The organism is Rhodococcus sp. DMU2021 (genome assembly GCF_019641445.1).
GTDB classification, from domain to species: Bacteria; Actinomycetota; Actinomycetes; order Mycobacteriales; family Mycobacteriaceae; genus Rhodococcus; species Rhodococcus pyridinivorans.
Genome location: NZ_JAIFKB010000029.1, coordinates 1 through 20,837 on the forward strand (window position 1 = coordinate 1; position 20,837 = coordinate 20,837).

General features: G+C 64.3%; 14 protein-coding genes, 8 pseudogenes and 1 other annotated feature. Of the genes and pseudogenes, 14 read left to right on the forward strand and 8 right to left on the reverse strand.

Translation table 11 applies throughout. The features are described 5' to 3' along the window. Nucleotides 1-287: 287 nt before the first annotated feature. Nucleotides 288-752, reverse strand: a pseudogene (locus K3M35_RS23700) (IS5 family transposase); the annotation flags it as partial. Between the two features lie 247 nt (nucleotides 753-999). On the opposite strand from K3M35_RS23700, the pseudogene K3M35_RS23705 reads away from it, so the two are divergent. Continuing rightward, nucleotides 1,000-2,225 (forward strand): annotated as a pseudogene (locus K3M35_RS23705) (IS110 family transposase). Between the two features lie 20 nt (nucleotides 2,226-2,245). On the opposite strand, the pseudogene K3M35_RS23710 reads toward K3M35_RS23705, so the two are convergent. Next, nucleotides 2,246-2,593 (reverse strand): annotated as a pseudogene (locus tag K3M35_RS23710) (transposase); the annotation flags it as partial. Nucleotides 2,594-2,815: 222 nt separating this feature from the next. After that, nucleotides 2,816-4,214 (reverse strand): annotated as a pseudogene (locus K3M35_RS23715) (IS1380 family transposase). 168 nt (nucleotides 4,215-4,382) lie between these two features. Between K3M35_RS23715 and K3M35_RS26970 the strand changes: the two are divergent. Continuing rightward, nucleotides 4,383-4,679 (forward strand): helix-turn-helix domain-containing protein, encoded by a 297-nt coding sequence (locus K3M35_RS26970; protein ID WP_374107780.1) that lies wholly within the window; start codon nucleotides 4,383-4,385, stop codon nucleotides 4,677-4,679. A 391-nt stretch (nucleotides 4,680-5,070) separates the two neighbouring features. Beyond that, the gene (locus K3M35_RS23725) at nucleotides 5,071-6,081 is read left to right on the forward strand and encodes a carbon-nitrogen hydrolase family protein (protein WP_039584647.1); all 1,011 of its coding nucleotides are present in this window, start codon (nucleotides 5,071-5,073) and stop codon (nucleotides 6,079-6,081) included. 114 nt (nucleotides 6,082-6,195) lie between these two features. Here K3M35_RS23725 and K3M35_RS26425 read toward each other — a convergent pair whose 3' ends face one another. The 4 genes and pseudogenes from K3M35_RS26425 to K3M35_RS23745 all read right to left on the reverse strand — a co-directional run. After that, nucleotides 6,196-6,675: an integrase core domain-containing protein gene (locus K3M35_RS26425; RefSeq protein WP_081263344.1), complete on the reverse strand. Its 480-nt coding sequence runs from the start codon at nucleotides 6,673-6,675 to the stop codon at nucleotides 6,196-6,198. Next, nucleotides 6,672-7,061, reverse strand: coding sequence for an IS3 family transposase (locus K3M35_RS26975; RefSeq protein WP_081263343.1), 390 nt, complete (start codon nucleotides 7,059-7,061; stop codon nucleotides 6,672-6,674). The genes K3M35_RS26425 and K3M35_RS26975 overlap by 4 nt, the downstream gene beginning before the upstream one ends. Nucleotides 7,062-7,107: 46 nt before the next feature. Beyond that, nucleotides 7,108-7,229: a sequence feature (AL1L pseudoknot), on the reverse strand. A gap of 6 nt (nucleotides 7,230-7,235) precedes the next feature. After that, complete coding sequence (locus K3M35_RS23740; RefSeq protein WP_064060056.1) at nucleotides 7,236-8,285, reverse strand: IS110 family transposase; 1,050 nt, start codon at nucleotides 8,283-8,285, stop codon at nucleotides 7,236-7,238. 210 nt (nucleotides 8,286-8,495) lie between these two features. Next, nucleotides 8,496-8,792 (reverse strand): annotated as a pseudogene (locus K3M35_RS23745) (transposase); the annotation flags it as partial. A gap of 136 nt (nucleotides 8,793-8,928) precedes the next feature. On the opposite strand from K3M35_RS23745, the pseudogene K3M35_RS26755 reads away from it, so the two are divergent. The 11 genes and pseudogenes from K3M35_RS26755 to K3M35_RS23805 all read left to right on the forward strand — a co-directional run. Next, nucleotides 8,929-9,377, forward strand: a pseudogene (locus tag K3M35_RS26755) (IS21 family transposase); the annotation flags it as partial. Further along, a pseudogene (locus K3M35_RS23760) lies at nucleotides 9,365-9,472 on the forward strand (ATP-binding protein); the annotation flags it as partial. The pseudogenes K3M35_RS26755 and K3M35_RS23760, both read left to right, overlap by 13 nt. An 824-nt stretch (nucleotides 9,473-10,296) precedes the next feature. Beyond that, nucleotides 10,297-12,177, forward strand: a complete 1,881-nt coding sequence (gene dnaK / locus K3M35_RS23765; RefSeq protein ID WP_039584650.1) for a molecular chaperone DnaK — start codon at nucleotides 10,297-10,299, stop codon at nucleotides 12,175-12,177. 8 nt (nucleotides 12,178-12,185) lie between these two features. After that, the gene (locus tag K3M35_RS23770) at nucleotides 12,186-12,710 is read left to right on the forward strand and encodes a nucleotide exchange factor GrpE (RefSeq protein WP_039584651.1); all 525 of its coding nucleotides are present in this window, start codon (nucleotides 12,186-12,188) and stop codon (nucleotides 12,708-12,710) included. A 5-nt stretch (nucleotides 12,711-12,715) separates the two neighbouring features. Next, nucleotides 12,716-13,648, forward strand: a complete 933-nt coding sequence (locus K3M35_RS23775) for a DnaJ C-terminal domain-containing protein (RefSeq protein ID WP_039584652.1) — start codon at nucleotides 12,716-12,718, stop codon at nucleotides 13,646-13,648. Continuing rightward, on the forward strand, nucleotides 13,645-13,974 hold the full coding sequence (locus K3M35_RS23780; RefSeq protein ID WP_039584654.1) for a chaperone modulator CbpM: 330 nt from the start codon (nucleotides 13,645-13,647) through the stop codon (nucleotides 13,972-13,974). Before K3M35_RS23775 ends, K3M35_RS23780 begins: the two co-directional genes overlap by 4 nt. Beyond that, nucleotides 13,956-16,586, forward strand: coding sequence for an ATP-dependent chaperone ClpB (clpB, locus tag K3M35_RS23785; protein ID WP_039584656.1), 2,631 nt, complete (start codon nucleotides 13,956-13,958; stop codon nucleotides 16,584-16,586). The genes K3M35_RS23780 and clpB overlap by 19 nt, the downstream gene beginning before the upstream one ends. 14 nt (nucleotides 16,587-16,600) lie before the next feature. Further along, nucleotides 16,601-17,053 (forward strand): thioredoxin, encoded by a 453-nt coding sequence (gene trxA / locus K3M35_RS23790; RefSeq protein ID WP_033097415.1) that lies wholly within the window; start codon nucleotides 16,601-16,603, stop codon nucleotides 17,051-17,053. Next, nucleotides 17,050-17,316 (forward strand): UBP-type zinc finger domain-containing protein, encoded by a 267-nt coding sequence (locus K3M35_RS23795; protein ID WP_072740546.1) that lies wholly within the window; start codon nucleotides 17,050-17,052, stop codon nucleotides 17,314-17,316. Before trxA ends, K3M35_RS23795 begins: the two co-directional genes overlap by 4 nt. Continuing rightward, complete coding sequence (locus K3M35_RS23800; RefSeq protein WP_039584658.1) at nucleotides 17,294-19,015, forward strand: FAD-dependent oxidoreductase; 1,722 nt, start codon at nucleotides 17,294-17,296, stop codon at nucleotides 19,013-19,015. Before K3M35_RS23795 ends, K3M35_RS23800 begins: the two co-directional genes overlap by 23 nt. Before the next feature lie 13 nt (nucleotides 19,016-19,028). Next, entirely contained in the window at nucleotides 19,029-19,469 is a 441-nt protein-coding gene (locus K3M35_RS23805; protein ID WP_174556302.1) for a DUF1931 family protein, read from the forward strand. A 66-nt stretch (nucleotides 19,470-19,535) separates the two neighbouring features. Here the strand turns inward: K3M35_RS23805 and K3M35_RS23810 are convergent. Further along, nucleotides 19,536-20,820: pseudogene (locus K3M35_RS23810) on the reverse strand (IS256 family transposase). Nucleotides 20,821-20,837 lie beyond the last annotated feature (17 nt).

Sequence of the window (20,837 nt, forward strand, 5' to 3'; positions counted from 1 at the left end):
AACTCGACCGCCTGGCGCCGGAACTCCTCCGAGTAGTTCTTTCGTGACATGACTGAAGATCATCTCGCTTCCCCAGCAGATGCTGGATTCAGCGTGTCCAAGAACCGGGGTCAAGGCCCATCCTCGCCGCATCGAATTCCACCGACCGCGGACTGCGGGCGCTAGTCGATCTCGCCGCGGCCGCTGACCCGGACACCGTCAATACGCGGAGGCCACTTTCACGAAATGACGTGAACGCGACCTCCGTAATCCCGGGCCGGAATCGGCCCGGTGACTCAGAGAATGTCTCATTTGGCGAGTTTCTTGAAGCAGGTCAACGCCGCGGCGAGTTGGAGGAAAGCAGCGAAGTGCTCGCCGTGACGCTCGCAGCGGATGGTCAGTCGGCGGTAGCCGGTGGGCCAGGCCAGGGTGCGTTCGATCTTCCACCGGTACCGGCCGAGGCGCTCGCTGCTGCCGACGCCGCGACGGGCGATCCGCAGAACAATGCCCCGTGCCCGCAGCCACCGGCGGTGTACGGGATAGTCGTAACCCTTGTCCGCCCGCAACCGGCCGGGCCGGCGACGACGCGGACCACGACGCGAACGCACCGCCGGAATCGCAGTGACCATCGGCTGCAGCATGACACTGTCGTGGGTGTTCACCGAGGTCACCGCCGTGACGAGGGGAATGCCCTCGGCGTCGGACAGGATGTGGATCTTCGAGCCGTTCTTACCTCGATCGACCGGGCTGGGACCGGTTAGAGAGCCCCCCTGATGAGAGTCAGCGGGTCACGATCATACGGCAGACTCGTCACCGGTAGCGGCGGGCAGGTGAGCACTTCTCCCCCTGGACAACGTGGAGTCCTGAAAAAGATCGTGCCCCTGCCCGTCCGCCGGGAGAACGGAATCGCTGATGGGATGTCGTGCCCGCTCCGGCGTGAGCACTGCTTCATTAGGGTGCAGATGGTTCTTCCGCACGCTGCCGAACGTGGTCGAGTTCGAGGACGATGGGAGAAGCTCAATGCAGTTGTTCGTCGGAGATGACTGGTCGGAAGAGCATCACGATGTCGAGCTGATGAACTCGGCCGGACGGAGGCTGAGCAAGGCGCGACTCCCGGAAGGAGTAGTCGGGATCGCGCGTTTGCACGCGATGGTCGGCGAACAACTCGGCGACGATGTCGACGAGTCCGAGGTGGCGATCGGAATCAAGACCGACCGTGGCCCGTGGGTGGCGGCGTTGGTAGCCGCAGGGTACACAGTGTTCGCGGTGAATCCGTTGCAGGCAGCGCGTTTTCGGGAACGCAGCGGTGTTTCGGGTGCCAAGAGCGACGCCGCCGATGCCCACATGCTGGCCGACATGGTGCGCACCGATTCACACAAGCTGCGGACGGTGGCCGGCGACAGCGCCGAAGCCGAGGCGATCAAGGTCCTCGCCCGGGCGCACAAGGCCTTGATCTTTCGAACGCACCCGCCAGACCCAGCGGCTGCGCCACGCGCTGCGCGAGTACTTCCCGGCCGCGTTGGAGGCATTCGACGACCTCGACGCAGTCGATGCCCTCGACCTGCTCGGGAAGGCACCGGACCCGGCCTCGGCGGCGCGGCTGACGCGGGGCCAGATCGCTGCGGCGCTGCGGAACGCCCGCCGTCGCGACATCGAGACCAAAACCGATCGGATCCAGGCAGCTCTGCGAGGCGAACACCTGGGCCGGGCGGCGGTGATCACCACCGCCTACGCCGCGACCACCCGCTCCGCCGTCGCCGTGTTGAGCACTCTCAATCACGAGATCAAGGCGTTGCAAGGGCAGGTCGATGCCCATTGTGGCCGACACCGAAGACGCTGAGATCATCCTGTCCCAACCGGGGCTGGGATCGTTGCTCGGTCCCCGGGTGCTCGGTGAGTTCGGCGACGACCCGGAACGGTATGCCACCGCGAAGGCTCGCAAGAACTACGCCGCCACCAGTCCGATCACCCGCGCCTCCGACAAAAAGAAGGTCGTCGCGGCCCGGTTCGTCCACAATGATCGGCTCGTCGATGCGCTGAACGCACAGGCGTTCTCAGCCCTGCACGCCTCTCCCGGCGCCCGTGCCTACCACGACAAACAACGCGCCCGAGGACTCGATCACGGCCCCACCCTACGGCAGCTGGCCAACCGACTCGTCGGCATCCTGCACGGATGCCTCAAGTCCCGCACCCACTACGACGAAACGACGGCCTGGGCGCATCACGCCGAGAAGGCTGCTGCTTGACACCCAAGCTCCTGGGATGTCTTCTTCGCCCGCACGTGCGCTGCGTCGAGGATCGCGGCGGACCAGTCCAGGTCCCCACCGGCGCCGAGCCGATCGAGGACCTGGCGGTGCATCTCGTCGAACACCCCGGCCCGAACCCAGGCGGTGAAGCGGCGGTGTGCGGTCGGAACACTGACCCCGAACGACGGTGGCAGGTGCCGCCAGGCACAGCCGCTGGTAAGCACATAGACGATAGCGGTGAACACCGCCCGATCATCGATCGCCGCCCGGCCTCCGCCCTGCGGCCGCGCCCGGAAGCCGGGCAGCAACGGTTCGACGATCTCCCACAACGCATCCGGCACCAGCCGGGAAGACAACGCATCGACCACGACAGTGCATTATGCCGCACAAACGATCTAGTCCATAAGAGACATGCTCTCAACCAAACGTCGCCTGGACTCCTAAACCTGAATCCACCGACGTGATGCCGATGCCCGTTCCGGCCGGGCGAGTGGATGTATGAGCAGTTGCGGGCATGCGGTGACCGCTGGTCTGCCCAGCTTTTCCACGATGCGGTCCCGGTCGTGCCGTCTCGGCGGGTCGATCTGTGTTCAGTCGATAGCTGGCGGACTGTGACCGATGGTGTTGGTCCACAATCGAAGCCATGCGCCCGACCAGGGCCAGTGCATGGGAAGCCGCAAGATCGGTTTTCGTTGCGGTCGACACAACCGGGCGGGAAGGTTGACGATCTTGCGGCGTAGCGTCGCCCCACGGGCGCGAGCATGCCCACCACCTGCAAGAACACCGGCGGCGCGCAGCAGATTGTGGGCGATCGCCGCGCAGAGCACCCAGGCGGAGTTCGCCCCGAAGCGCCCCGACGGCATGTGCGCCAGCGGACCGTCGATGAGGTCGGCGAAGACGGTTTCGATGATCGCGTGCCGGCGATGGGTGACATCGGCGTCGGCGGCCGAGGTAGTGGTGTTGGTGAAAAACGGGTGATATCGCCACACCGGGAACAACGCGTCGGGGAAGCGGGCGTCTTTGACGCGACGCACGATCAACCGGGCGGTGACCGGAGTCTTGGTCGAAGCGAAAGCGGTGTAGGCGGTTTCGACGACCTCGGCATCTTCAGATCCACGCTCCGGTGTCCGGGTCACGCACGGCACCGGGATATCTCACCGGGGTCCACGCGTCGTCGGGGATCGAGTCGATCGCGCGTTGGACCGCGGTGTTCTTGGCCAGGACGAGCGAGAAGCACACCTTCGCGCGCAGGCATGCCGAGATGACCGAGCGGGTGCCGTAGGCGGAATCACCGCGTACCACGAGGGCACCGGTTGCGCCCGCTGTTCGGGCGGTGACGATGGCCTGCGTGACCATCCGACCTGCACCTTTACCGGATCCGGCTTTCCCGGCGCGCAGTCGCATCCCGGTGATGATCGGCGTGGAGTCCGCCGTGCTGAGTGTCGTCGCCAGCGGGGACAGGCCTTTGCGCAGGATCTGTCTGCCGGCGATTTTCGTGTGTCCGTAGCTCGCGCCTTGTTTGGCGTGTCCGTAGACCGGGCGCAGTAGCGAGTCGATGTCGATGAACGCCTGCTCGGCCAGGCCGGGCAGGATCTCGACCCGGGCGGTGAGTGCGATCAGGTGTTCGCGGAGCACGGATTCGAGCTGGCGGGCATGACCGAAGCTGAACTCGCGCAGCAGCGTTCCCACGGTCGAGGGCGCATAGACGCCTGCGAACAGATGCTTCATGCCGCCCGAGCGCAGCAGGTCGATATCGTCGATGCTGTCGGCGCCGGCGCACATCCCGGCGATCAGGGTGAGCAGTTTCGGGCCCGGGTTCGCCGCCCCGGACGCGACCTTCGTGGTGGTGATCGAAACCTTCTCGGCGAGCAGGTCCGGCAGGCGGGTGTGTTCGGCCAAGGCCATGACCGGGACCAGGCCGGCGCACGAGACGAGGTTGTCCTCGTCGAACACGGCCGAGCCGTCGATGAACTTGTGGGACACTTTCACCGGAAGTGCCTTTCCTGAACTGGCGGATTTGTTGTGTGAGAACTCCAATCTTCCCAGTTCAGGGGGCACTTTCTTCAGTTCGACACGCTGCTGTGCAGCCGATCCTTCGGTGGAATCAGGCTAAAAGACGCGTGGCTCGCAGTGGCTGCAGCGCAGACACCGCTCGTCGTGAACGCTTTGGCGTCCAAGTTGTTCGGCGCCCTCCAAAGTATCCCGGACGCATCGACCCTCATCGAAACCGCGCTCGCATACTGCAACGGCGACGGCACAGTGTCAAGGGTGGCGAACCAGCTCTACTGCCACCGAAACGCCGTTCTGAACCGGCTGGAGAAACTACGCGAACTTACCGGTTTTGATGTCCGGCGTCCACGTGACACGGCGGCTTTTCTGTACGCATTGAATGCCGGACCAAACGCCGATCAAGAGAGCGACCAAGCAGCGCCCAGCAAAGCTCCACGCGCATAGACAGATCCTCCCCACGATCCGAGCGTGCAGAGCATGCCGTGGAGACACAGGCCGCAATATCCGTCTCGGATGAATGTGGTTGAATCCGTCTCAGGCAGACGCAGCGTAGGCAATCCGCCATGCTGCTTCTCGACGGCTCCGCAGCAGTTCGCGGGCTCATCATGGCAGCGGTGCACACTCCGACCTACTCCGCAAGCGCATCATCCACTGCGTATGAACAAGTACACCAACCGAATCACGGCAAGCGCGATAGCTCCATATCCCAAGGTTCCTTGACAGGCCGACGCCGAGCAACCATATGATCGCAAGGTAAAGTTCGCTTCTGCAGGATAAGGGGAGCGACGTGCCTGCCGGGAACTCAACAATCCCGTCATAGACCTCAGGAGATTCGGTGAGCGACACAGCGCAGCCCACGAAGGCCGCGGCCATCCAGTTCGAAGGGGTCCCTGGCGACGTCGCGGAGAACATGCGCCGACTGGATGCGATGATCGCCGAAGCGGCCGGCAAGGGCGCTAAACTCATTGGGGTTCCAGAGTTTGCTACGTCTCCGCTGCCGTTTCGCAGTGAAGCGCATCGAAGCGTTCTCCCGCCCCAAAACGCGGCCGTCGACATGTTCAAGGCAGCGGCAAAACGGTATGGCTGTCACATTGGTGGCTCAATGCTGATCGCCGAGGACGACAACATCTACAATCGCTACCACCTGTTTGAGCCCGATGGCACAACCCATCTGCACGACAAAGATCTGCCCACGATGTGGGAGAACGCTTTCTACGGCCCCGGCAACGACGATGGAGCATTTGAAACCAGCCTTGGCCGCATGGGTGCGGCCGTCTGTTGGGAGCTGATCCGCAATCAGACCGCCCGCAGGCTCGTTGGCCGAGTCGATGTCGTCATGACCGGCACACACTGGTGGACAACCCCCAACAATTGGGGTGGTCTCGTCGACCGCATGTTTGGTCCGTTGTCGCAATACAACAGGTACCTTTCGGAGAATGCTCCCACCGAATTTGCCCGCCGAGTCGGAGCTCCAGTCCTGCAGGCATCCCATTGCGGGCAGTTCCGCACCGACTTCATGCTTTTGCCTGGCACATCGATGACAGCTCCGTACGACACCAACTACGTCGGAGCAACACAAATTGTCGATGCCGAAGGAAACATCCTGGCCTCGCGCAATACCGCCGAGGGCGCCGGCATCGTCGTCGCTGACATCATGATCGGTGCGCAGCAGCCGACAGAAACCATCGAAGAAACGTTCTGGATGCCCAGGCTTCCCTTGGCGTTACGCGCATACTGGCACCACCAGAACATATGTGCCAAGCGTTACTACCGTCGTGCCGGTCGACGGGCCGGCCTTGATGCCGCGGCAGAGAATCGAGTCGGATCGGTTGAAGTGGTCCGCTAACAGTGGCGAGTCTGCCTGTCGAGACTCAAACCGTATTGTCGGCCGGCGGACTTGTTTTCTTTGGTATAGGCGCTCGGTGTGATATGAATCGCCCCGAGTTCGGCGGAGGCTCGGCTATCTGGTTCCGGCCTCAGCGAGGACCGGTGTCTCACCGTAGTCAGCCGCCGTGTGATTCGCCCAGTGGGTCGCCTCGTACTCGGCAGGCGGAACGTGGTCGATCTCGCCATGCAAGCGGCGGTGATCGAACCAGTCGATGTACTCGGCGACCGCCCACTCGACCTCTTCAACGCCCCGCCAGCCCCCGTGTGGCCGCATCACAGGGTTGCCGATGCACTCGGCCTTGAACAACGAGTTGAACGCCTCCGCCATCGCGTTGTAATACGAATCACCCTTGGAACCAACGGAAGAGACCGCATCGCATTCATCGAGGCGTTCGGTGTAGCGCACCGCTCGATACTGCACACCGCGGTCGCTGTGGTGAATCGACCCGGCAACATCCTGGCCGGCCCGTCGGCGCGCCCACAACCCCATATCCAAGGCGTCGAGGGCCAGATCGGTGCGCATCGACGCCGAGACCTGCCAACCGACGATCATCCGGGAGACTCCCCCAAGGACTTCGTCCAGGGAGGTGCCCCCACGTCGAGGACGAATGCGGCGTAGACCCACCCCGAGTGCGTGCGAATGTAGGTCAGATCCGCTACCCACAACACGTTGGGTGCGTCGGCGACGAACCGCCGCTGTACTCGATCTGCCGGCCGCGGAGTCTCGGCGCCGTCACTGTGTGTGGTCTTCCGACCCTTCAATCGTGGTATTCCCTGTAACCCATCGATTTTCATCAATCTTTCCACGGTGCATCGGGCCACTGCCATCCCCTTTCGTTTCAGACTCGCATGCACCTTGCGGGCCCCGTACACGCCGAGATTGTCGGCATGAACCTTCCGGATCTCGGACGGACAGAACCTGACGGTCACGCACCGCACGGGCCGATTCCGTTCGTTGGGGACTCAGGTGAGCTCGGACCGTGGACGGAGCGATCTGGGCAGCTGTCTCGCGCAGGGCCGCGCAGATCGGATCGACTCCGTGTTCATCGCGGTGAGCAGCGATGAATTCCACGATCAGCGCTGTGGGCGGTCGATCTCCGCGATGCTTCTATGTCAAGCCGCCGCCAAAATCGATGCGTTCGCGACCTTTCCGAGTTCGGCTTCGTCGGCACGCAAGATCTGGAACACTCGGTCGGAGATACGGCGGCGGAGCAACCGCACCGCCTCCCGCCGAGTCTTTCCGGCTGCCTGTAGCTTGGCGACGTAGTCCTTACCCGGACCACCGCGAGCGACTTGGGTGATGGCGATGGCGTGCAGGGCCGCATTGACGGTGCGGTTGCCACCCCGGTTCAGACGCACCCGCTCTTGGGCCGACCAGACCGGGATCGGGGCGGTGCCGTTGAACTTCGCGTAGGCGTCCTTGGAGTGGAAGCGGTGCGCGCCGGCAGTCTCGCCGATGATGACCGCTGCGGAGAGAACTCCGCAGCCGGGGATGTCGAGCAACGACGGTGCCAAGGCGCGGACACGGTCGCGGATCCGTTGTTCGAGGTCGTTGATCTGACGGGTCATCTGCCGACACCGATCCAGGAGTTCACCAGCGATCTGGGCGACCACACCGGTGAACTGTGCAAGCCGGTCGGCAAGCTCGTCCATCACACGGTACCGTCGGATACCGCGGAGCGGGATGTGTAGTTCGGGGTCGAGTTCGTGTAGGTGCCAGCGCAGTCGGCTGATGAGTTTGGTTCTCTCGCATACCAAGTCGTGCCGGTGATCGCTCAGAAGTTTGACTTCGCGAGCGGGGCCGTCCAGTCGTGCGATCGGCAGGTTCGGTTCCCGTAGCGCGGCCATCGCGACCGCGTGTGCGTCGATCGGATCGGACTTGCCCGGTTCGCGGGCGCTGCGTCGGTGCACCGCCATCAGTTGGGTCTTCACCCGGACCACCGAGTGTCCGCGGCGCAGCAGGTCCGCTTCCAGACGTCGGGTGACGTGGCGGCAGTCTTCGAGCGCGAACTGCAGCTGCGGCCACTGGGAGGCCCACTCGATCGCGGACAGGTGACCGTCGGTGGTGGCCTTGACGGTCAGCTGTCCGAGTTTGCGTCCGACCTCGTCGACTGCGACGAAGGTGTGGGTGGATTTGTGAGCATCGACTCCGATGATGATCAACTGACGACTCCGATCCGTGGGTGAACGGGGCGCCCGGGCAGTCGTCATTGGGCACGCCTCAATCGGGCATCAGCGGCACGCTTCTATCAAGCCACGCGGACGACCATCCGGGGCCCGGCGGGCCGCACATCGGGATAAGCCACCAACCGAGGTTGGGGCAGCAAAGAAACGAGCGAGTCCCGCCGGGCCTGTTCAGGATGGCATTGACGCAAAGAAAGCCGAGGCCTGCTCGAGGATCGTGTTCGCCCGCCGCAGCTCGCGGTTCTCCCGTTCGAGCTGTGCGATCCGTTCGGCATCGCTGGTTGTGGTGCCGAGGCGCACGCCGCCGTCGACCTCGGCCTGCTTGACCCAGGTCCGGAGCGCTTCGGGGTGCACACCGAGTTGATCGGCGATCCGTTTGAGTGCTCCCGGCCGTGTCGCTGGATCCTGGCGGGCTTCGACGACCATTCTCGTTGCTCGTTCCTTCAGCTCAACGCTGTACTTCCGTGGTGCTGCCATGCTCTTCATCCTTCACAGGTTCGAGAGCCTCCGACAGACCCGGGGCGATTCAGTCGGGGCGCGGGTGCTGCTGCAGGTTCGCTTCTTCCCGAGGTCCACCGAGGACCTGGGAAGGGGCCCGGCGGTGGCAAGGAGAACGCGGACGATGACCGATCTGACGGAGTTGTTCCGGCATTGGCATGCCGGCCGCTCCCAGGTGCAGATCTCGACAGCCCTGGGACTCGACCGCAAAACCATCCGCAAGTACCTGGCCCTGGCACTGGCGGCGGGGCTGCCCCCGGCGACGGCCACAGATTCGACGAGAACCTGTGGCGCGAGTTGATCGGGGCCTGGTTCCCCTAAGTGGTGGACCCAACGGCGCGGGCGGTGACCTGGCCGGCGATCGCCGCCCACCACACCTGGATCGAAGGCCAGCTCGACGAGTCGGTGACCGTAGCAACGATCGCCCAACGACTGCGCGACGACCACGGTGTCCCGGTATCGGAATCAACTGTGCGTCGCTATATTTCGGCGCGATTCGCCGAACGGGTCGCGGCGTCGAAAGCCACGATGCCCCGCGGAGCGGTCCCGCCGGGCGACGAAGGTCAGGTCGAGTCTTCGGTGATCAGGCCGTCGCCGCCGCGATGATCGACCGGATCGTCCATCACGCCGACGTGTTGACGCTCAAAGGTGCCAGCTACCGCCTTTGAGGACGCGGAATCGACAGTCTTCCCAGGATCAGAATGGAGAATTAGGCAGACTAGCCACACACCGACACGGTGCTCTCGTTCTCCACCGTCGCATCGGCCTCGAATTCAAGCGTTGTCGACACTCTACTCCCGTCTTGCTCTCTTCGTCCCATCCGCACACTTCTCTCCAATCAGCAGGGTTACGACCAATACTTGAGCCCGCCGCGTCGATTCCCCCATTCCATGACGGTAGGCACCGTTCTGGGCGATACTGAGAAGTGCCCCGGACCGAGTAGAGGCTAGGTACATGCAGGACTCACGCAATCCTGACGCGACAATTCTCACTGCGGCCGAACCGCATCGGATGACACTGGGACTGCCCCTACGCAAAACCCCAGGCATCCGCGGCAGCGGCACCACACGGAGATATTCTGGCCGGCCAACCCATCAGGCAGGGAGGTGATGTCAGAGTCCAGTGGCGGGAGCCGGTCGAATAGGTCATCGGCACACTGAACTACCGCTGGGCCGCGCCCGCGCCGCCGCAGGCGCGTGGACAGCTACACCATTAGGCTGGATTTTTGGATTACTCCACCGAGGCCGGCCGCCGTGTACACGCCTCGATCTCAGCTTCTACGCGCCGATCTTCGGTGCCGTTGTCGGCGCTCCGTTCGGCCTGCTCATGCACGCATCACAGGACAGGGCAGCCAGCGCGACTTCACCTCGTTCCCAGTCCTTACGACCATGTCCCTACACAACCACGGCACTCCGAAGTCCTCGCCGACGTCGAAGTCGCGGACCAAGCCGTCCGCCGACTCACCGGCCGGACCAATCGAAAGGAATGAATCATGGCAACTGCGGTAGGCATCGACTTGGGCACCACCAACTCGGTCATCGCAAGCTGGCAAGGCGGCGAACCGGTGGTGATCTCCAATGTCGAGGGTGCGCGGACGACGCCGTCGGTGGTGGCATTCACCGATAGCGGCGAGCGCCTGGTGGGTCAGCTGGCCCGACGACAGGCGATCCTGAACCCGAAGGGCACGATCTACTCGGCGAAACGCTTCATCGGACGTCATTTCGACGAGATCTCCGAGGAGGCCAAAGCGGTCAGCTTCGACGTCGTACCGGGCGACAACGGTGAGGCACGATTCGACGTGCGAGGTAAGAAGTACGCACCAGAGGAGATCAGTGCCCTGGTGCTGCGCAAACTCGTCGACGACGCCAGCAAGTTCCTTGGCGAGAAGGTCAAGGAAGCGGTCATCACCGTTCCGGCCTACTTCAACGACGCGCAGCGCAACGCCACCAAGGACGCCGGCCGGATCGCGGGCCTCGAGGTCCTGCGGATCATCAACGAGCCGACCGCGGCGGCATTGGCGTACGGCATGGACAAACAGACCCACGAGACCGTACTGGTCTTCGACCTCGGCGGCGGCACGTTCGATGTGAGCCTGCTCGATGTCGGCGAGGGAGTAGTCGAGGTTCGCTCGACGGCCGGCGACTCCCACCTCGGCGGAGACGATTTCGACCGGCGCCTGGTGGACTACCTCGCCGACGAGTTCCAGAGCGCGGAGAACATCGATCTGCGCAAGGATCCACAAGCGCTGCAACGACTCTTCGAGGCGGCAGAGAAGGCCAAGGTCGAGTTGTCCTCGGTAACTCAAGCCCAGGTCAACCTGCCCTTCGTCACCGCAGACGCGAACGGCCCCAAACACCTCACCACCACGATCATGCGATCGAAGTTCGAGGATCTGACGGCAGATCTGGTGGAACGCTGCCTCGGTCCGGTAAAGCAGGCAATGAGTGACGCCAAGATCACCGCCAACGACATCCACGAGGTGATCCTGGTCGGTGGTTCGACACGCATTCCGGCGGTACAGGCACTCGTTCGCCGGCTCACCGGCGGTAAGGATCCCCACATGGGCGTCAACCCGGACGAGGTCGTGGCGCTCGGTGCCGCGGTCCAGGCAGGCGTGCTCAAAGGTGAGGTCTCCGACGTACTGTTGCTCGACGTCACCCCACTGTCCCTCGGCGTCGAGACGCAGGGCGGGGTAATGACCAAGATCATCGAGCGCAACACGACGATCCCCGCCCGACGCAGCGAAGTGTTCTCCACAGCGGAAGACAATCAGTCCGCCGTGGACGTCGTAGTCCTGCAGGGCGAACGCGAACGCGCCGCCGACAACCGGGTGCTGGGCCGGTTCCGGCTGGAAGACATCCGACCTGCGCCACGCGGCGAGGCGCAGGTCGAAGTCACATTCGATATCGATGCCAACGGCATTCTCAACGTCACCGCCCGTGACAAAGACACCGGCAAGGAGCAGAGCATCACGATCAGCGAACAGGGCAACCTCGACCAGAGCGAGGTCGAGCGCATGCTCGCCGAGGCCGAACGGAACCGGCGTGAGGACGAGGAGCTGCGCAAGGCGGTCGACGCACGTAACGCCCTCGATTCGGTTGCCTACCAGGTGGAACGGCGACTTGCCGAACTGGGTGACAGTGCGCCACCGCACGAGAAAGCGCGTGCCGAGATGTTGATCGCCGACGCGAGGAAGGCTGTAGAAGACGGTGCTCCACCCTCGGAGGTAGAGCCACTGACCTCGGAGCTGCAGCAGTTGCTCTACGGGCTTGCAGCGGTTCAAAACGGCGGCGAGGGATACCAGACCGGCGGAAGAGACGCTGCGTCGTCGGATGACGACGACGTGATCGACGCCGAGTTCGATCGGAGTTGAGGCACCTGATGGACAGATCTGCTGATCATTCGACGACCGAGCAGGCTACCGACCATACTGACACGGACCAGACCGAGACGAGGCCTGATCACACCGATACCGAAGCCAAGCTGGCTCGACTCGAGGACCGCTGGCGCAGAGCACTCGCAGATCTGGACAACCTGCGCAAGCGGTATGCCAAAGATCTCGACCGTGAACGCGCCGCGGAGACAGCGAGGGTATCGGCGGCGTGGCTGCCTGTCCTGGACAACTTGGAGCTCGCGCTGGCCCATGCGGATAGCGATCCTCAGGCCGTCGTCGAGGGTGTGAAGGCGATCCGGGATCAGGCGGTGCAGGTGCTGTCACGGCTCGGCTTCGAGCGCCACGACGAGGTCGGTGTGCCGTTCACCCCGGAACTCCACGAAGTAGTCAGTGTGGTGGCCCAACCCGACCTTCCCTCCGGGACCGTGATCGAGGTCTTGCGGCCAGGTTACGGAGAAAACGGACAGCAATTGCGTCCCGCCACCGTGGTCGTCAGCCGACCTGAGGAGTGAGCGCCATGGCGCGTGACTACTACGAAGCGCTCGGGGTCCCGCGCAGCGCCGACACCGACGAAATCCAGCAGGCCTACCGCCGACTTGCCCGCAAATATCACCCCGACATCAACAAAGACCCCACTGCGGAAGACAAGTTCAAAGAGATCAATGAGGCCTACCATGTGTTGTCCGACCCGGACACCCGGAAACGCTACGACCGATTCGGGGACGACTTCCGGCGGGTACCCGAGGACTACGACGAACGGGTCCGGGCCGGCGCAGGCGGGTACGGCGGCGGTGGGTACGGCGGCGGGGGCGGGGCCGGCGGCAGAAGGGTGCACTTCGGTCAAGGTTTCGGTGGCGAGGGCGGCGTCGACTTCGAGGACCTCTTCGGACAGATGTTCGGCGGCGGTGGCGCGTACGGCCCGATTCCCGGCGCCGATCAGGAAGCGGAACTGGAACTGACCCTGGAAGAGGCGTACCGGGGCGGCAAACGCACTCTCCGTCTGGACGGACGACGATACGACGTCGACATTCCGGTCGGTGTCCTCGACGGCCAAAGAATCCGGCTGGCCGGGCAAGGGGGCCGAGGCAACGGCGGCGCACCGCCCGGGGATCTGTACCTCGTGGTCCGGATCAAACCGCATGCCCGGTTCCGCGTACAGGGCCGGGACATCTACGTCGACCTTCCCGTCTCCCCCTGGGAAGCAGCCCTCGGCGCGACGGTCGCCGTTCCCACTCCCGGCGGTGAGGCGAAAGTCAAAGTCGTACCGGGCTCGTCGACAGGTAGGAAGCTGCGCCTGCGCGGAGAAGGCATGCCCAACCCGCGAGGCTCCAACGGCAACCTCTACGCCGAAATCAAGGTGATGGTGCCATCGAAACCGACAGCACGCGAACGCGAGCTGTTCGAACAGTTGGCCGCCGAATCGAACTTCGACCCGAGGAAACAGCCATGAGCACCCCCACCCCGGTCACCCAGTACATATTGGTTCGCCGTACCGGAATGTCGCTGGATGTCTTCGCCGAACGTACCGGGCTGCACCCCGACCTGGCAAGAAAACTCGTGGCTCTCGGCCTGATCGACGCACGCCGCGACCCCGGCGGCGAAATATTGTTCGAACCGTCAGCAGTGGCCCACGCTGCCCGCATCCAACGGTTGCGGACGGGTCTAGGCCTGAACTACTCGGCAATCGGGCTCGTGCTCGATCTGCTGGATCGAATCGAGAAACTCGAAGCAGCGTCCCGCAGAAGGAGGACACCCCCATGGACACCGGCAGCCTGACTGAAAGGTCACGAGAAGCCCTGCAGGAAGCCCAGAACGTAGCGACCAGAATGGGTCACACCGAGGTCGACGGAGAGCACCTGCTGCTCGCGTTGGTCGATCAGCAGGACGGGCTGGTACCCCGACTGCTCGAGCAGGCCGGCGCGAACGTCGACGCCCTACGCTCCGATCTGGAACGTGAACTCTCGCGCAGGCCGAAGGTCAGCGGCCCCGGCGCGACGCCCGGTCAGGTGATGATCACCCAGCGCCTGGCCAAGCTGCTCGACGCCGCGGAACGGGAGGCGAAGCGACTCAAGGATTCCTACGTGTCGGTGGAGCATCTCGTGATGGCCCTCTCCGAGGAGGGATCGGCCAGTGCGTCCGGACGGGTCCTCGCCAGTCATGGGGTCACACGAGAGACCTTCCTCGCCGCCTTGACCACAGTGCGCGGCAACCAGCGCGTCACCTCGGCCACCCCGGAGGGTGCGTACGAGGCGCTCGAGAAGTACGGACGCGACCTCGTCTCCGAGGGCCGAGCAGGCAAACTCGATCCGGTCATCGGGCGAGACGCCGAAATCCGCAGGGTAACGCAGATCCTGAGCCGGAAAACGAAGAACAATCCGGTGCTGATCGGCGACCCCGGCGTCGGCAAGACCGCGATCGTCGAGGGCCTCGCCCAGCGGATCGTCCGCGGCGACGTGCCCGAGGGCCTACGCGACAAAACGATCTTCTCGCTCGACATGGGTTCCCTGGTGGCCGGCGCGAAGTACCGCGGCGAGTTCGAGGAACGGCTGCAGGCGGTGCTGTCCGAGGTGAAAGCGGCCGAGGGGCGCATCCTGTTGTTCGTCGACGAGTTACACACCGTCGTCGGCGCAGGATCGGTCGGCGGCGAGGGATCTCTCGACGCCGGCAACATGCTCAAACCGATGCTCGCCCGCGGCGAACTGCACATGATCGGTGCCACCACTCTCGACGAGTATCGCAAGCACATCGAATCCGATGCAGCATTGGAGCGTCGATTCCAGACCGTTCTCGTCGACGAGCCCAGTGCCGAGGATGCAATCTCGATTCTGCGCGGACTTCGCGAACGCCTCGAGGTGTTTCACGGCGTGAAGATCCAGGACGGCGCACTGGTGGCCGCCGTGACCCTCTCGCACCGGTACATCACCGACCGCTTCCTGCCGGACAAAGCGATCGATCTGGTAGATGAGGCGTGTGCGCGGCTACGAACCGAAATCGATTCGATGCCCGCCGAACTCGACGAGCTCACCCGGAAGGTGACCCGCCTGGAGATCGAGGAGGCCGCGCTGTCCAAGGAAACGGACGCGGCCAGCAAGGCGCGTCTCGACGAGCTGCGCAAGGAGCTGGCCGATCTGCGGGCCGAGGCCGACGCCCGGCACGCGCAGTGGGAGGCAGAGCGCCAAGCGATCCGTCGGGTGCAGGAGCTACGGGGAGAGCTGGAACGGTTGCGCCACGAAGCCGAGGAGGCCGAACGCAATTACGACCTCAATCGGGCCGCCGAGCTGCGATACGGCGAGATCACCGAGCTCGAACGCAAACTCAAGGCGGCGGAGGAGCAATTGGCCACCAGGCAAGGCCGCAATCCGTTGCTGCGCGAGGTGGTCACCGAAGACGAGATCGCCGAGATCGTGGCCGCATGGACGGGTATCCCGGTCGCTCGACTGCAGGAAGGCGAGCGGGAGAAACTGTTGAAGCTCGACGAGATCCTGCACGAGAGAGTCATCGGTCAGGACGAGGCAGTGCAACTGGTCGCAGACGCGGTAATCAGAGCAAGGTCGGGTATCCGCGATCCGCGCCGGCCGATCGGTTCGTTCATCTTCCTGGGCCCGACAGGTGTGGGGAAGACCGAACTCGCAAAGACGCTGGCCAGTGCCCTCTTCGACAGCGAAGACAACATGGTGCGCCTGGACATGAGCGAGTACCAGGAACGGCACACGGTGAGCAGACTCATCGGTGCACCCCCCGGGTACGTCGGGTATGACGAGGGGGGTCAGCTCACCGAGGCGGTGCGCCGCAAGCCGTACTCCGTGGTGCTCTTCGACGAGATCGAGAAGGCCCACGCCGACGTCTTCAATACCCTTCTACAGGTGCTCGATGACGGCCGGATCACCGATTCCCAAGGCAGGCAGGTCGATTTCCGGAACACGGTGATCATCATGACCTCCAACATCGGATCCCAGCATCTCCTCGACGGAGTCACAGCCGACGGCGAGATCAAGCCGGACGCCCGGGCGCGGGTGCTGGCGGAACTGCGCGGGCACTTCCGTCCCGAGTTCCTCAACCGGATCGACGACATCGTGTTGTTCACCCCGCTCACACTGCCCCAGATCGAACATATCGTCGAGCTACAACTCACCGACCTTCGGAACAGATTGTCAGAGAGACAGATACACTTGAATATCACACCGGAAGCACGCCGGCTCATCGCCGAACACGGTTTCGACCCGGTCTACGGTGCACGACCCCTGCGCAGGTATATCGCCCATGAGGTCGAAACCAGGATAGGTCGTGCGCTGTTGCGCGGCGAAATCGAACCGGGCGGCACCATCGATGTCACGGTCGATGACGGCGAACTGTCCGTCGCATATACGGAACCCGCCATCGCGGCCTGAGAAGGGGTGTCGTCATGAGATCCGACACGGTGAAGTGCCCACACTGCGGCAAGGTCAACAGGGTACCGGCGGCCGGGAACGGGAGACCCCGCTGCGGAAATTGCCACGAGCCGCTGCCCTGGATCGCCTCGGCCGGGGACGGCGACTTCGCGGAGGTCGCCGAGAAATCCTCGGTGCCTGTACTCGTTGACCTCTGGGCGACGTGGTGCGCTCCGTGCCGCATGGTCAGCCCCGCGCTCGAGCAGCTCGCCACAGAACGCGCAGGTCAGATCAAGCTCGTCAAGGTCGACGTGGATGCTGCACCCCAGACGGCCGAACGGTTCACCGTCCGCGCCGTACCGACGCTGCTGGTGATGGACCGAGGTGAGGTCCTCGCTCGTCAGGCGGGCGCCGCTCCGGTACCCCAGCTGCGCACATGGCTCGATCAGGCGCTCTCGGAAAAAGCAGGCAATGAGGCGAACTCATGACTTTTGCCCACGCGGACCCACATGTGATCGCGATCCGGCCCGTGGCGCCCCGGACTCCGCAGGGTTGCGAGGAATGTCTTCGCCTCGGAACCCCGTGGGTGCATCTGAGGCTGTGCCTGACGTGCGGACACGTCGGTTGCTGCGACTCCTCGCCGGGTAAGCACGCGAGCGCGCACGCCCACAGCATCGGCCATCCGATCGTCCAGTCGATGGAACCCGGCGAGGATTGGCGGTGGTGTTATGTCGACCAGAACTTCGTCTGAGGACGCCGCACCCGTCCCCGACAGTCCGCCGGTCGACGACGAGACTCCGGACGAGGAAGGTGCTTTCCCACGGCTGACGGACGACCAGGTCGCGACGCTCGAGGTCGGCGGCACGCGTCGATCGGTTCACACCGGCGAGGTGCTGATCCGAGAGGGCGCGCCCAGCAACGACTTCTTCGTCATCCTCTCCGGCAAGGTCGCGGTCATCGACGAGGGCGCCGTGGACGGCGAACGCCGGATACTGCGCGTGCACGGCCCGGGCCGCTTCCTGGGCGAGCTCGGACTGCTGGATGGCCAGGTGGCGTTCTTCACCGCCGAGGTGATCGAGGACGGCGAGGTGCTCGTCGTCCCGGCCGAGCGGGTGCGCGCGCTGGTGGCCCACGATCTTGTGCTCAGCGATCTGATCCTGCGGGCCTACCTGGTGCGCCGGCACCTGCTGATCGGGCTCGGTTCGGGGTTCCGGATCATCGGCTCCTGCTATTCCCCGGATACGTTGCGGCTTCGGGAGTTCGCGATGCGCAACCGATTGCCCCACCGGTGGATCGATCTGGAGCGGGACGAACGGGCGGAGCAGCTGCTGCGCAGCCTGGGTGTCGCCCCAGAGGATACTCCCGTCGTGATCTGGCACGGCGAGAAGGTGCTGCGCAATCCGACGAATGCGGAACTAGCCCGCATCGTCGGGCTTCCGGTCCCGGTCCCGGACGCGGCCCAGGACGTGTGCGACCTCGTCGTGGTGGGTGCGGGACCGGCCGGTCTGGCCGCGTCCGTGTACGGCTCCTCGGACGGGTTGAACACGGTGACACTGGAGTCGATCGCCGCGGGCGGCCAGGCCAGTACCTCCTCCCGGATCGAGAACTACCTGGGCTTTCCGGCGGGGATCTCCGGTGCCGAATTGGCCGAGCGGGCCGTGATTCAGGCCGGGAAGTTCGGTACCCGCCTTCTCGTGTCGGCGGAGGTGACCGGTTTGGGATCCGAGGCCGGGAACCATGTGCTCCAACTGGCGGACGGCGGCGAGATCCGCGGCCGGGCCCTCGTGCTCGCCACCGGGGCGCGATATCGCAAGTTGACGGTTCCGGGAATCGAGGCACTGGAGGGGACGAGCGTGTATTACGCCGCAACCCATCAGGAAGCGCGGATGTGCGGCACCGACCCGGTGGCTATCGTCGGCGGCGGAAACTCCGCCGGACAGGCCACCGTCTTCCTCGCCGACCATGTCTCCCACGTTCACCTGCTCATCCGCGGCGACGACCTCGGAAAAAGTATGTCCCGATACCTGGTCGACCAGATCGAGCGCCATCCGCGCGTCACCGTGCACCGGAATACCGAGGTTCGTACGGTCCACGGTGAGAAGTACCTCGAAGAAATTGTGGTCGAGGACAATCGCACGGGGGAACAGGACACGATCGGGGTGCACGCCCTGTTCGTCTTCATCGGGGCGATGCCGCATACCGGGTGGCTGGCCGACGCGATCGCACTCGACGACCACGGCTTCGTACTCACGGGCCTGGACGCGGTCCGCGCCCGAGGGGACGGCGACCGGCGGATCGGCGCCGGGTTGTCGAGGACGCTCGAAACCAGCCGGCCCGGTCTGTTCGCGGCGGGTGACGTCCGCAGCGGCTCGGTGAAACGGGTCGCATCCGCTGTCGGTGAAGGAGCGATGGCGGTTCGCCAAATCCATGAATACTTCGAGAGGAGCTGACGACATGCCAGTGATGGGCACCGTGAAATTCCAGCGGTTCTTCCGGGTAGCGGCTGGACTGCACGTCGACCGGAACGACCTCAAGCGCTATACGGATTTCATCGACGACAAGATCTACGACGTGATCCTCATCGGCAAGGCCTCGGCAAAGGCAAACCTGCGGGACGTGATCGAACCGTGGGACCTGCCGATCACCAAGGGGCTGCAGGAGAGCATCGACCGATTCGAGAAGCTGGACGAGGAGATCGAACTTCAACCTCTGCTCGACCAACTGGCGGCCCGACCGCCCTTGGACGTAGCCCTCTCCGAGGAGACCGAGCAGCGGCTACCGCTGATTGCCGGCGGCTTGAGCGTGGCGCTGGCGCGCACTTTCGTCACTATCCAGCCGGACCGCAAAAACCCCGGGACCGCCGAGTGGAACGTCACCCTCGACATCTTCCATCAACTCCTCTGAACCCAGCCAGCGACCGGGCACTGATGGGGGTCTGTCAAGTTAACGGTGTAACTGGTTGAACTGTAGCTACTTTCGTCCAGCGGACAGGCGTCCGTCGAAGGTGATCTCGAAGGCGTTCAGTGCTGCCTTCCAGCGGTTGGACCAGCGTTGGCGGGCGGTGCCTTTGGGATCGAGGCTCATGATGGCCAGGTACACGCATTTCAGGGCCGCGGCCTCGGTCGGGAAATGACCGCGGGCCTTGACGGCCCTGCGGATTCGGGCGTTGACACTTTCGATGGCGTTGGTCGTGTAGATGACCTGTCTGATGGCGTTGTCGAACTGCAGGAACGGCACGAACTCGGCCCAGGTGTTGGTCCAGAGCCGGATGATCGCGGGATAGCGTTTCTCCCATTTGTCGCTGAACTCGGCGAACCGGTCCAGCGCGGCCTGCTCCGACGGCGCGGTGTACACCGGTTTGAGGTCCTTGGCGATCTCGGCCCAGTCCTTGCGGGAGGCGTAGGCGTAGGTATTGCGGAGGAGGTGGACCACGCAGGTTTGCACGATGGTCTGCGGCCACACCTGCCCGATCGAGTCGGGCAGATGCTTCAGACCGTCGCACACGACGATCAGCACATCCTGCACACCACGATTCTTCAGCTCCGACAACACCCGAAGCCAATACTTCGCCCCCTCCCCGTCGCCGTGCTCGCCGGCCCATAATCCGAGGATGTCGCGGGTGCCGTCCACAGTCACCCCCATCACGACGTAGATCGGCCGGTTGGCCACGTTGCCGTCGCGGATCTTGACGTGGATGCAGTCGATGAACAGCACCGGATACACCCGGGTCCAGCGGCCGGTTCTGCCACTCGGCCATGCCGTCCATCACCCGTTCGGTGATCGTCGAGATCGTCTGCTTGGACACCTCGGCGCCGTAGACCTCGGCCAGGTGCGCAGAGAGCTCACCGGTGGTCAGTCCCTTGGCCGACAGCGAGATCACCATGTCCTGCACCCCGGTCAGCCGCCGCTGCCGCTTGGCCACGATCTTCGGCTCGAACGAGGACTCCCGGTCCCGGGGTACGTCGAGCTCGACCGGGCCGGCCTCGGTCAGCACGGTCTTGGCGCGTCTGCCGTTGCGGGAGTTGCCGCTGCCCCTGCCGGCCGGGTCATTCTTGCCGTAGCCGAGGTGGTCGTCCATCTCGCCCTCGAGGGCGGACTCCACCACCAGCTTGGTCAACTTCGCCAGCAACCCGCCCTCGCCGGTGAGCTGGAGGCCTTCGGCCCGCGCCTGATCCACCAGTTCCTGCAGCCGGGCATCGCTGACACCCACAGGTGCCGAGTTCGATTCGTCCTCACGATCAATCACATCGGTCATGGTGGTGCATCTCCTTT